The 12,221-nt window shown below is 61.2% G+C and carries 10 protein-coding genes, 1 tRNA gene and 1 riboswitch; of the genes, 4 read left to right on the top strand and 7 right to left on the bottom strand.

Annotated features, from left to right (window positions below):
- Nucleotides 1-152 precede the first annotated feature (152 nt).
- A complete protein-coding gene (gene gcvP / locus HDE80_RS17555; protein ID WP_184673051.1) occupies nt 153-3,080 on the bottom strand; it encodes an aminomethyl-transferring glycine dehydrogenase in 2,928 nt (975 codons plus the stop codon).
- Between the two features lie 39 nt (nt 3,081-3,119).
- Nucleotides 3,120-3,234: riboswitch (glycine riboswitch) on the bottom strand.
- Nucleotides 3,235-3,457: 223 nt separating this feature from the next.
- On the opposite strand from gcvP, the gene HDE80_RS17550 reads away from it, so the two are divergent.
- Nucleotides 3,458-3,865, top strand: coding sequence for a VOC family protein (locus HDE80_RS17550; protein ID WP_184673050.1), 408 nt, complete (start codon nt 3,458-3,460; stop codon nt 3,863-3,865).
- 14 nt (nt 3,866-3,879) lie between these two features.
- Here the strand turns inward: HDE80_RS17550 and HDE80_RS17545 are convergent, their stop codons facing one another.
- Together HDE80_RS17545 and HDE80_RS17540 are read right to left on the bottom strand one after the other, a co-directional pair.
- Nucleotides 3,880-4,344, bottom strand: coding sequence for a nuclear transport factor 2 family protein (locus HDE80_RS17545; protein WP_184673049.1), 465 nt, complete (start codon nt 4,342-4,344; stop codon nt 3,880-3,882).
- A 106-nt stretch (nt 4,345-4,450) separates the two neighbouring features.
- Nucleotides 4,451-4,537, bottom strand: a tRNA-Leu gene (locus HDE80_RS17540).
- Between the two features lie 132 nt (nt 4,538-4,669).
- On the opposite strand from HDE80_RS17540, the gene rnr reads away from it, so the two are divergent.
- Genes rnr through HDE80_RS17525 form a run of 3 tightly spaced genes read left to right on the top strand, consistent with a single transcriptional unit; the run spans nt 4,670 to nt 8,441 of the window.
- Nucleotides 4,670-7,408, top strand: coding sequence for a ribonuclease R (rnr, locus tag HDE80_RS17535; protein WP_184604580.1), 2,739 nt, complete (start codon nt 4,670-4,672; stop codon nt 7,406-7,408).
- On the top strand, nt 7,405-8,151 hold the full coding sequence (gene rlmB / locus HDE80_RS17530; RefSeq protein ID WP_184604578.1) for a 23S rRNA (guanosine(2251)-2'-O)-methyltransferase RlmB: 747 nt from the start codon (nt 7,405-7,407) through the stop codon (nt 8,149-8,151). The genes rnr and rlmB overlap by 4 nt, the downstream gene beginning before the upstream one ends.
- Nucleotides 8,148-8,441, top strand: a complete 294-nt coding sequence (locus HDE80_RS17525; protein WP_184604577.1) for a hypothetical protein — start codon at nt 8,148-8,150, stop codon at nt 8,439-8,441. The genes rlmB and HDE80_RS17525 overlap by 4 nt, the downstream gene beginning before the upstream one ends.
- A 131-nt stretch (nt 8,442-8,572) precedes the next feature.
- Here HDE80_RS17525 and phoU read toward each other — a convergent pair whose 3' ends face one another.
- The 4 genes from phoU to pstC all read right to left on the bottom strand — a co-directional run bounded on the left by phoU (nt 8,573) and on the right by pstC (nt 12,090).
- Nucleotides 8,573-9,298 carry a phosphate signaling complex protein PhoU gene (gene phoU / locus HDE80_RS17520; protein WP_184604575.1) on the bottom strand — a complete coding sequence of 242 codons (726 nt, stop codon included), beginning with the start codon at nt 9,296-9,298 and terminating at the stop codon, nt 8,573-8,575.
- Between the two features lie 104 nt (nt 9,299-9,402).
- Nucleotides 9,403-10,173, bottom strand: a complete 771-nt coding sequence (gene pstB / locus HDE80_RS17515) for a phosphate ABC transporter ATP-binding protein PstB (protein WP_255483937.1) — start codon at nt 10,171-10,173, stop codon at nt 9,403-9,405.
- 31 nt (nt 10,174-10,204) lie between these two features.
- On the bottom strand, nt 10,205-11,071 hold the full coding sequence (gene pstA, locus HDE80_RS17510) for a phosphate ABC transporter permease PstA (protein ID WP_184604572.1): 867 nt from the start codon (nt 11,069-11,071) through the stop codon (nt 10,205-10,207).
- A complete protein-coding gene (gene pstC / locus HDE80_RS17505) occupies nt 11,071-12,090 on the bottom strand; it encodes a phosphate ABC transporter permease subunit PstC (RefSeq protein ID WP_184673048.1) in 1,020 nt (339 codons plus the stop codon). The genes pstA and pstC overlap by 1 nt, the downstream gene beginning before the upstream one ends.
- Between the last annotated feature and the right edge of the window lie 131 nt (nt 12,091-12,221).

Here is a 12,221-nt window from a genome sequence, read left to right as displayed (position 1 = left end):
GCGGGCGCCACAGACGGCTGAATGTGGTGGTTTCCGTCTGGACAAATCCATGGCGTGTCGGGCGCACCTGAGCAAGCACGGATCGACAAAGATGGCGGCAAAAAAAGGCCCCGCATGGCGAGGCCTTATCAAATGGAAAGATCGAAGGGGCGTCAGGCTTCCACTTCTTCCTTGTACGCATCGATCGGGATGCAGGCGCACATGATGTTCTTGTCACCGTAGACGTTGTCCACGCGGGCTACCGGCGACCAGTACTTCTGCAGCTTCAGGCTGGGCAGCGGAAAGGCCGCCAGTTCGCGCGGGTAAGCGTGCGTCCATTCGCTGGCCGACACGGCCGTCGCCGTATGCGGGGCATTCTTCAGCGGGTTGTCTTCGCGATCGAGCTTGCCTTCCTCGACGGCGCGGATTTCTTCGCGGATCTGGATCATCGCGTCGATGAAGCGGTCCAGCTCGTGCTGCGATTCGCTCTCGGTCGGTTCGACCATCAGCGTGCCGGACACCGGGAAGCTCAGCGTCGGCGCGTGGAAGCCGAAGTCGATCAGACGCTTGGCGACGTCTTCCGCACCGATCCCGGTGGTCTCCTTCAGCGGACGCAGGTCGAGGATGCACTCGTGCGCCACAAGACCGTTGCGGCCGGTGTACAACGTCTCGTAATGCGGAGCCAGTCGTTTGGCCACATAGTTGGCGTTGAGCAGCGCCACCTGCGTGGCCTTGCGCAGGCCTTCGCTGCCCATCAGGGTGATGTACATCCACGAGATCGGCAGGATCGAGGCCGAACCGAAGGGCGCCGCGGACACCATGCCGACTTGCGCTTTGCGATCTTCCTGATCGCCGCCAACACGGATGTCGGCATCAATAACCGTTTTAGGCAAGAAGGGGGCAAGATGTGATTTCACCGCGCACGGTCCCACGCCCGGGCCGCCGCCGCCATGCGGGATGCAGAAGGTCTTGTGCAGATTCAGATGTGACACGTCCGAGCCCCACTTGCCGGGCTTGGCCACGCCGACCAGCGCATTCATGTTGGCGCCGTCGGTATAGACCTGGCCGCCGTGCTGATGAATGGTTTCGCAGATCGCCACAATGTCTTCTTCGAATACGCCATGGGTGGACGGGTAGGTGATCATCAGCGCGGCCAGACGATCGGAATACTTTTCGGCCTTGGCGCGGATATCGTCGATGTCGACGTTGCCGTTCGCATCGCACTTGGTCACCACCACCGTCATGCCGCACATCTGCGCGGACGCCGGGTTGGTGCCGTGCGCGGATTCGGGAATCAGACAGATGTCACGATGGCCCTCGTTGCGCGAACGGTGGTACGCACGGATCGCCAGCAGGCCGGCGTATTCGCCCTGTGCGCCGGAATTCGGCTGCAGGCTCACCGCGTCATAGCCGGTGCACTCGACCAGCATCGCCTCGAGGCTGTCGATCAGCTGCGTGTAGCCCTGTGTCTGTGAGGATGGCGCCAGCGGATGGATATTGCCGAACTCGGGCCACGTGACCGGAATCATCTCGGCGGTGGCGTTGAGCTTCATGGTGCAGCTGCCTAGCGGGATCATGGTGCGATCCATCGCCAGATCCTTGTCGGCCAGTGTGCGCATGTAGCGCAGCATTTCATGCTCGCTGTGATGCGTGTTGAACACCGGGTGCGTGAGGAACGCACTGGTACGGCGCAGACCGGCTGGCAGGGCGTCGTCGGTGGCGTCGTCGAGCGCGTCGATGTTATCGATAGCCACGCCAGCGCCGAACAGTTTGGCCAATGCGATCACGTCCTCGCGCGTCGTGGTTTCATCCAGGCTGATGCCCAGGCTCGTGCTGTCGATGCGGCGCAGATTGAGATGAGCAGACTCGGCCTTCGCATGAATGGCATCGGCGTCGACGTTCACTACATGCAACGTGTCAAAGAAATCCGGACCGACGGCAATGCCGGCCTTGCCCAGCGCACCGGCCAGGATGGCGCTGAGGCGATGCACGCGGCGGGCGATGCGGGTCAGCCCTTCCGGACCGTGATACACGGCATACATGCTCGCCATGACCGCCAGCAGCACCTGCGCGGTGCAGATATTGGACGTGGCCTTCTCGCGGCGGATGTGCTGCTCGCGTGTCTGCAGGGTCAGGCGGTACGCCGGCTTGCCTTCGGCATCGATGGAGACGCCGATCAGACGGCCGGGCATCGAACGCTTATACGCGTCGCGACAGGCCATGAAGGCCGCATGCGGGCCGCCGTTGCCGAACGGCACGCCGAAGCGCTGCGAGTTGCCGACCACGATATCCGCGCCCCATTCGCCCGGCGCGGCGATCAAGGTCAGCGCAAGCAAGTCGGTGGCGACGGCAACCAGGCCGCCGCGCGCATGCGTGGCATCCGCGAGCGCTTTGTAGTCGTTGATCTGGCCGAAGGTGTTCGGGTACTGCAGTAGCACGCCGAAGCTATCGACGCTGGCGGCTTCGGTATCCTCACCGATGTGCAGCTCCAGGCCCATCGCCTCGGCGCGGGTGTTCAACACTTCGAGCGTCTGCGGATGCACGCCGCGCGACACGAAAAAGACGTTGGACTTGGACTTGCACGAACGCTTGGCCAGGGTCATCGCCTCGGCCGCGGCGGTGGCTTCATCCAGCAGGGATGCGTTGGCGATCTCCATGCCGGTAAGGTCGGCGCACAACGTCTGGAAGTTGATCAGCGCCTCCATGCGGCCCTGCGAAATCTCCGCCTGGTACGGCGTGTAGGCGGTATACCAGGCCGGATTCTCGAGGATGTTGCGCAGGATGACGTTCGGCGTATGGGTGCCGTAGTAACCCTGGCCAATAAAGCTGCGGAACACCTGGTTTTTGTTGGCGATGACGCGGATCTTGGCCAGCGCCTCGACTTCGGTGATGGCATGCGGCAGCGACAGTGGCGCGGACGATTTGATCGCAGCCGGCACGATAGCGTCGGTCATCGTTTCCAGCGACTCATGGCCGATGACGTGCAGCATCTGCGCGATCTCGGCATCGTTGGGGCCGATATGGCGCTCGATAAACGCGTGATGATGCTCAAGCTCGCGCAACGAAGGGGTACGAGAGAAAGACGAGTTGGACTGGGTCATGACTGGAGGCATCCAAAGGCAACGTGCCGTGCCGCACGTAGGCGCCCCTCTGTCCTTTTGCCTGAGAGTTTGGAAATGCCCACCGATCGATAGGATCGCGGCGTTTCGTGCACCTTCGGCGCCGGATTGAACCGGTCTCTCCAGAGTGTTTGCGCGTGGTGGTACAGGAGCCTGAGCGATTACGGGCGTTGCGTCTTCGGCAGCGGATTGGCCCAGCTTCAGGCCACCGCTTCTCCCACCATACGTTTACCCCGCTGATTATACAGGCCCTGCGGCCGCATGTTGCGATCCCACATTGTTGCTGTTGGGACAGCTCGATACACTGCCGGCCACACGCGTTACGTCTCACCCATTCGTTCGCACTGGAGCATGCCGCCGTGATTCGCATCGGTGAAATCGACCACATCGTCTTTCGCGCCGTCGACATCGAAGCCATGCAACGTTTCTATTGCGACGTACTCGGCTGTCATGAAGAACGCAGGCAGGACGAGATCGGCCTGGTTCAGCTGCGAGCTGGCGCTTCGCTCATTGATCTCATCAGCATTGACGGCAAGCTTGGACGCTTTGGTGGCGCCGCGCTGGGAGAGCAAGCCCACAACGTGGATCATGTTTGCCTGCGTGTGCAGAATTACGACGAAGCATCGATCCTGGCGCATCTCGCGGCGCATGGTGTGCGCATCGGCGAGGTGGGATCGCGATACGGTGCAGAAGGTGAGGGTCCGTCGATCTACCTGTTCGATCCGCAGGGCAATATGATCGAACTGAAAGGTCCGGCGACCATTTAGAACGTCACGGGCTTTTACAGGCCCAATGCGCTCAGTTCGGGCGCGTCATCCGGCCGACGGCCCAGCGGCCAGTGAAACTTGCGATCTGCCTCGGCAATGGGATGTTCGTTAATGCTGGCCAGACGACGCTGCATCAAGCCCTCCTCGTCGAATTCCCAGTTCTCGTTGCCATAAGCGCGAAACCAGTAGCCGCTGTCGTCGTGGTATTCGTAGGCAAAGCGCACGGCGATGCGGTTGTCAGCAAAGGTCCACAGTTCCTTGGTCAGTCGGTAGTCGAGCTCCTTCGCCCATTTGCGTGCCAGAAACGCTTCGATGGCTTCGCGGCCGTTGATAAACTCCGCGCGGTTGCGCCACTGGCTGTTGGGCGTATATGCCAGTGCAACCTTGGCGGGGTCGCGGCCGTTCCACGCGTCTTCGGCCATGCGCACTTTCTGGATCGCCGTGGCTTCGGTGAAAGGTGGCAGTGGCGGACGTGACATGGTCGAACTCCGTTGAGCAGAAGTTCTTATCGTATCGCTGATTGGCCCGCCAGCCGATCGCCCAAAAGACGAAGGCCGCCTTTGTGGGGCGGCCTTCGTTTACAATTGGTGCCCGGGAGAGGACTCGAACCTCCACGGAGTTGCCCCCGCTAGCACCTGAAGCTAGTGCGTCTACCAATTCCGCCACCCGGGCAGGGTGTCACCCGGCTGTACAAGCTGCGTGAGCCGCGTAATGTAGGCACCTGCCGGTGGCTTGTCAACTCTTTTTCACCCTATTCATCGCGTCGTGTCATCCTTCGCAGCGCGAACACCTCAAGGTATTTTAGTGACCAGAAAAACACCCCCCCAGTCCGGCAAGGGCCAGGCCGGAAACGGACAGGACTCCGGCCCGACCAAAGGCCGGGCGAAACCTGCCGGACGAGCCCCGCGCACCAGCGGCCCATCGAAACCGCGCAACAAGGCTTCCGGCGTTGCCGCGCGTGATCCGCATGCGGCGCGCGAAGCACAGAAGTACGAGCACCCGATTCCCAGCCGCGAGGCGATTCTTGCGTTGCTCGAGGAGCGCGGTGAGTTGTTGACTGAGGCGCGCATTGCCGAGGCGCTGGAAATCTTCGATGAGACCGATCTCGAGGCGCTGCGCAAGCGGCTCGGCGCGATGGTGCGTGACGGCCAGCTGCTGCTGGGGCGTCGCGGCGGCTATGCGCCGACGCAGAAGCTCGACCTGATCGCCGGCGTGGTGATCGCCAATGCCGAGGGCTACGGCTTTCTGCGTCCCGACGCGGGTGGCGATGACCTGTATCTCTCGCCACAGCAGATGCGCGCCGTAATGCACGGCGATCGCGTGCTGGCCAGCGTTGTCGGTATCGATCGTCGCGGTCGTCGCCAGGGCGCGATTGCCGAAGTGCTGCAGCGCCGCTCATCGCGGCTGGTCGGCCGCGTGATCGTCGAGAACGGCGTGACCTCAGTGACGCCGGACGACCGACGTATCCATCAGGAAGTGATGATCAAGCCCGGCGAAGAGCAGGGTGCTACTACGGGTCAGATCGTGGTGGTCGAAATCACCGATCCGCCGACCGCTCAACGCGGTCCGAAGGGTGCGATCCGTGCGGTGCTGGGCGAACGTCTGCAGCCGTCACTGGTGGTGGAGATGGCTATTGCCAGCCACGACCTGCCGCACGAATGGCCGCCAGAAGTGCTGCGCGATGCCGCGCAGGTCGAGCCCGAAGTCAGTGCTGCCGAGCGCGAGGGCCGTACGGATATCCGCTCGCTGCCGCTGGTGACGATCGATGGCGCCGACGCGCGCGACTTCGATGATGCGGTGTATGCCGAGCCCAAGCGTGGCGGTGGCTTCCGCCTGATCGTGGCGATTGCCGATGTTTCGCACTACGTGCGCCTGGGCAGCGCACTGGACAAGGAAGCGTACGAGCGCAGCACCTCGACGTACTTCCCTGGGTTCGTGGTGCCGATGCTGCCGGAGACACTGTCCAACGGCATCTGTTCGTTGAACCCCAAGGTCGAGCGGCTGTGCATGGTCTGCGACATGCAGGTCGATGCCGAAGGCAATGTAGTCAAGTCGAAGTTTTATGACGCCGTGATGCGTTCGCACGCACGACTGACTTACGACAAGGTTTGGCAGGCGGTGGGATTGCGCGAAGAAGATGCTTTGCAGGAAGTCGCCGACGTGCTGCCGCAGCTGGAAAATCTGCACGCGCTGTACAAGGCGATGGTGGCGCAACGCAAGCGGCGTGGCGCGATCGACTTTGAAACGCCGGAAGTGAAGTTCCGTCTCGACCAGACCGGCAGCGTGGAGTCGATGGGCGCGACCGAGCGCAACGACGCGCACAAGCTGATCGAGGAATGCATGATCGCCGCCAACGTACAGGCAGCGCTGTTCCTGGAGAAGAAGAAAATCCCTGCGTTGTTCCGTGCGCATGAGCCGCCGCCGGCAGAGAAATACGAAGATCTGCAGCAGTTCCTGCGTGAGTTCAAACTCAGCATGCCGTCGGTCGATCGCGTCACACCAGCGGACTTCTCTGAAGTGCTGCGCATGGTGAAGGATCGCCCCGAGCGCGAATTGATCCAGTCGGTGCTGTTGCGCTCGCAAAGCATGGCGGCGTATCAGCCGGATAACCGAGGTCATTTTGGTCTGGCGCTGACGGCTTATGCACACTTCACCTCGCCGATTCGTCGCTATCCCGATCTGCTGGTACACCGCGCCATTCGCTACGCGCTGACCAACGGCAAACCCAGCGATTACAGCTATAGTCCAGCCGAAATGGCGGCGATGGCAATTCACTGTTCGCAGCGCGAACGCCGTGCCGAAGAGGCCGAGCGCGATGTTGACGAGCGTTTCAAGTGCGCGTGGATGGAAAAGCACATTGGCAGCGAGTTCGAAGGTGTGGTGACCGGCGTGACCTCGTTCGGCCTGTTCGTGGAGCTGGACGAGTCAAAGGTGTCGGGTCTGGTGCACATCAGCCAGCTTGCCAACGACTACTACCACTTCGATGCGATCCGCAAACTGCTGAAAGGCGAGCGCACCGGCACGCAGTTCCGTCTCGGCGATCATGTGCGCGTGCAGGTGCTGCGTGCGAGTCTGGAAGATCGCAAGATCGATTTCAGATTGGTACCTACGCGAGCTGTTGCAGCTCCAGCCCAGGCACCTGGCAAGGCGTACAACTACGCAGCGAGTGGCGAGCGTTATTCCTTGCCGAAGAAGCCTGTAGCTGAAGCGAAAGCGCAGGGCATGTTTGGCCGTGCGGCCAAGGCCATCGGCCGCGCTTTCGGCCGCAAGGAATCCGAGGTTCCGGAAGCGCCCGTGCGCAGCGGACATGGCGATAACTTGCCGCCGACGCGTTCTTACTCGTCTACCAGACCTGCCGAGTCCGGCAATCGCCCGCGCCGTGGATCAGCTCCTGCCGATTCAGCGTCGAATCGATCGAGCGGACCGAGTCGCGGCAAGGGGCAGAGCCGATCCAGCCACGCCGCGCCTGCTCCTGCATCAACCCCATCGAGCGGCAACCGCAAGCGCGGCCCGCGTAAACCGAAACCGAAAGGTAAACCATGAGTGAGAGCTGGATCGTCGGGATCAACCCGGTCGAAGGTGCACTGAGTAACGATGCGGAGCGTGTGCGCGAGCTGGTCATCGAGCAGGGACAGCGCAATGCGCGCGTGCTGGAGCTGGCCGAGCGCGCCAAGGCGCTGAAGATTACGGTCAACCATCGTCCGCGCGAGCAACTGGACAAGCTGGCTGGGGAGGCTCGCCACCAGGGCGTGGCGGCCCTGTATGAGGCGCCGCCAATGGCGCATGAGAATGACCTGGCGGCACTGATGGAGCGCGACGGCAGCAATACGCTGGTGCTGGTGCTCGATGGGGTGACCGATCCCCACAATCTCGGTGCCTGCCTGCGCAGCTCGGCCGCCGCCAAGGTGACGGCCGTGATCGTGCCGAAGGATCGTGCTGTCGGCCTTACTCCCGTGGTGCGGCGTGCCTCGGCCGGCGGCGCCGATCGTGTGCCGCTGATTGCGGTGACCAATCTCGCGCGTACGCTGCGCGAGCTGAAGGACGCAGGTGTCTGGATCACCGGTCTGGACGGCGAGACGGAGACATCGATTTACGCGGTTGATTTCAAGGGACCGGTGGCTATCGTCCTTGGCAGCGAAGGCGAGGGTATGCGTCGCCTGACCCGTGAACTGTGCGATTTCGTGGCGAAGATTCCGATGCCGGGCACGATGGAAAGTCTTAACGTATCTGTCGCTACCGGTGTGGTTTTATTCGAGGCCTTGCGTCAACGGAGTGCAGTGAAATGAATCTTTTCTGGCATGACTGGGTCGGTTACATCGGTGTTTTTTTCGTGTTGCTTGCCTACTTGCTGTTGCAGGTGCACAAGATCCGCGGCAACGGCCTTATCTACCAGTTATTGAATGTGCTGGGTGCGCTCGGGGTGATTCTGTCGCTGGTGTTTGGACTGGGTCCGGTCAACTGGCCGGCGTTCCTGATGGAGCTGGCATGGATCATCATCGGCGTATTCGGCATTGTGCACGGCACGCGCCTGCGCAAGCGTGCGCGTGAAGAGGGTCGCACTTTGCCGCTGTGGTAGTTCATCGACTCAGCTGATCAATATTCCGTTGGTGACATGGATGGCCTTTATCGGCCAGCTAAAACAAAAAGGAAGCGCATCAGGCGCTTCCTTTTTGGATTCAGGCAAAGCAACGCACAGTGCGTTATTTTTTACTCGCCAAGCTTGCCGAGTTCGGGATTCGAGGTGAAATCGCGCTTGGTGCGCTGCTTGTTCAGCGGCTCGCCGGTGACCTGGAACCACACGTTCTCGGCGATGTTGGTGGCGTGATCGCCGATCCTTTCGATGTTCTTGGCCATGAACAGCAGATGCGTGCATGGCGTGATATTGCGCGGATCTTCCATCATGTAGGTGAGCAACTGGCGGAAGTAGCCGGTATAGGCATCGTCGAGTTCGGCGTCGTCCTTCCACACCTGATAAGCCTTCTCGGCATTCTGGTCGCGATAGGCAAGCAGCACGTCGCGTACTTCCGTGGCGGCAAGTTCGGCCAAGTAGCCCAGGCCGGCCGTGGGCGCCACCGGCGCCACCATCGACAGCGGGATCGAGCGCTTGGCCACATTGGCGGCGTAGTCGCCGATGCGTTCGATATCCGCGGCGATACGCAGTGCTGCAAACACGTTGCGCAGGTCACCGGCCATCGGCGCGCGCAGCGCCAGCAGGCGCACCACGTCATGGCTTATTTCCTGTTCGAGCTGGTCGATCGCGTCGTCATTGCCGACCACGCGCTGTGCGGCGCGCTCATCGCGACGGTCGATCACGTCGATGGCTGCTTCGAGTTGGCTCACCGACAACTCGCCCATGCGCACGATTTCGCCAGTGAGCCGTGTCAATTCGCCGTCGTAGCTCTTGATGATGTGTTCTTTGCCAGTGCTGCTCATAGGTGTTCTCTCATGCTTCGAGTATCGAGTGCGAGCCGGCTAGCGTCTCACTCAAACCTGTTCCTGTGAGGGATTTCCCCGCGAGGAAGAGGGACTGTTTCGACTCAGCCAAATCTGCCGGTGATGTAATCTTCGGTCTGCTTTTTGCCGGGCTTGGTAAAGATTTTTTCGGTGTTGTCGAACTCGATCAGCTCACCCATGTACATGAAAGCGGTGAGATCGGAACAGCGTGCCGCCTGCTGCATATTGTGCGTCACGATGACGATGGTGAACTCGCTTTTCAGCTCTTCGACCAGTTGCTCGATGCGGCTGGTGGCGATCGGATCGAGCGCCGAGGTCGGCTCGTCAAGCAGCAGTACTTCGGGTTTCAGCGCGATCGCGCGGGCAATGCACAAGCGCTGCTGCTGGCCGCCGGAGAGGCCGAGCGCATTCTGCTTGAGCTTGTCCTTCACCTCATCCCAGAGCGCAGCGCTGCGCAGCGCCTGCTCCACTCGACCTTCCATGTCGGACTTGGACAGCTTTTCGTGATGGCGGATGCCGTAAGCCACGTTTTCGAAGATGGTCATCGGAAACGGCACCGGCTTCTGAAACACCATGCCGACCTTGCTGCGCAGGCGATTCATCGAATAGCCCGGATCGAGAATGTTCTCGCCATCGAGCACGATGTCACCCTTGGCCTCGAGCTTGGGATAGATCGCGTAGATGCGGTTGAAGATGCGCAGCAACGTTGACTTGCCGCAGCCGGAAGGACCGATGATCGCGGTGACTTTCTTCTCCGGTATGTCCATGTTGATGCCTTTCAGCGCATGGAAACCGTTGTAGTAAAAGTGCAGGTTGCGCACCGTGATCTTGGTGTCAGCCAGCGGCGCGGCCATGGTCTGAGCCGTGTTTACGGCCAGGGCAGAATCAGTCATGGGACACCTTGTTGCGAGAGAAGACCAGACGGGAGCCGAGGCTCAACAGCAGCACGAACATGGTGACCACAAACGCGCCAGCCCAGGCCATGGCATGGGCTGTATCGCCCGGATCATTGGCGTATTGATAGATGATCTGCGGCAGGCTGGACATTTTGTCGATGGGATTCAGCGTCATGTAGTTGTTGCCGAACGCGGTGAACAGCAGAGGTGCCGTTTCGCCCGAGATGCGCGCCAGCGCCAGCAGTACGCCAGTGATGATGCCCGAGCGCGCTGCGCGGATGAGAATCTGCATGGTCAGCTTCCACTGCGGCACGCCCAGCGACAGCGCCGCTTCGCGCAGCGTGGAAGGTACCAATCGGAGCATCTCGTCGGTGGTGCGCACGATCACTGGCAGGGCGATCAGCGCCAGCGCGACGCCGCCGGCAAAACCTGAAAAGCTCGTCGAGCCATGGGTCAGCACCGTACTGGGCAGCACGATGATGGTGTAGACAAACAGACCCATCACGATCGACGGTGCGGACAGCAAAATGTCGTTGAGAAACCGGATGGTCTCACCCAGCTTGGTACGGTTGGCGTATTCGGCCAGCCAAGTGCCTGCCAGTACGCCGATCGGTGTGGCGATGGCGATGCCGAGGAAGTTGATGATCAGGCTACCGACCATCGCATTGGCCAGGCCACCCTCGTCACCGTTGGCGGTAATACCAGTGAACAGCTTGAAATTCAGCGCGCTGATGCCCTGGCGCAGGGTCTCCCAGAGAATCCAGGCCAGAAAGGTGAGCCCGATCAGCGTGGCCAAGGCACTGAATCCCATCGCCAGCCAGTTGGTGATGCGGCGGCGCAGATAGATGGAGCTCATCAGTTACCCTCCTTGCGCTTCAACTGGCGCAGCATCAACCGAGCGATCAGCAGCACGATAAAGGTGACCACAAAGAGCAGAAACGCCAGCGCCATCAGCGACGATTTCTGCAGGCCCGAGGCTTCGCTGAACTGGTTGGCGATGGTCGAAGCAATCGAGGTACCGGGATCGAGCAGCGATGCCGAAAACGTCATCGAGTTGCCGATGATGAAGGCCACCGCCATCGTCTCGCCGAGCGCGCGTCCGAGGCCGAGGAAAATGCCACCGATCACCGCCGAGCGCGTGTACGGCAGCACGATGTCCCAGGATACTTCCCACGTGCTGGAGCCCAGCGCATAGGCGGACTCCTTCAGCCGCGTCGGTACCGTCTGAAACACCTCGCGCATCACTGAGGAAATGAACGGGATGATCATGATCGCCAGCACGATGCCGGCAACCAGGATGCTGGCGCCGAAGGGGTAGTCGCTACCGAAGAGCTTGCCCACAAAGGGCACATGCTGGACCACCCACGACAGCTTGCCATCATCAGGCTTGTTGCCGAGGTTGCTGGTCAGCCACGGCTTAATGTGCTCGGAAAAGAACGGCGCGAAGACAAACAGTCCCCACATGCCGTAGATAATCGAAGGGATACCAGCCAGCAGTTCAATGGCTGACGACACTGGCGTGCGCAGCCAGGTGGGTGCTACTTCGGACAGATAAAGCGCAATGCCGAAACTCACCGGTACGGCGATCAGCAAAGCAATAAGTGAGGTGACGATGGTGCCATAGACCGGCACGAGCGCACCGTAGACGTCGTTGCCCGGATCCCACGCGGTGCTGACCAGGAAGTGCCAGCCAAACTTGGCGAAGGCCTCGCGACCGCCCCACAACGTGGCTCCTGCGGCACCGAGCAGTGAGGCCAGCACCAGCAGGGCACAGCCTTTGAGCAGCCATCGGAATAATTGCTCCTGGCGGGCGTCGCGGTGAGTGCGTTGCTCCACAACACGGGGAGGTGCGAGGGTGCCGGGTTGCGCTGACATGTGCGATGCAATCCTCAAGCAAACAGAAAACCGGATGTAGCGAAGCTGTGACAGCTGCTTCTAGCGAAAAGCCGCCCTTCCGGAAAAGGGCGGCGTTGCAGCAAGTATTGCTATGCAGCGGGCGATGAAGG

The organism is Rhodanobacter sp. A1T4, assembly GCF_014207185.1.
Taxonomy (GTDB): Bacteria; Pseudomonadota; Gammaproteobacteria; order Xanthomonadales; family Rhodanobacteraceae; genus Rhodanobacter.
The sequence above is the reverse complement of the archived record's forward strand: the minus strand, read 5'-3'. Positions and strand labels throughout refer to the sequence as shown.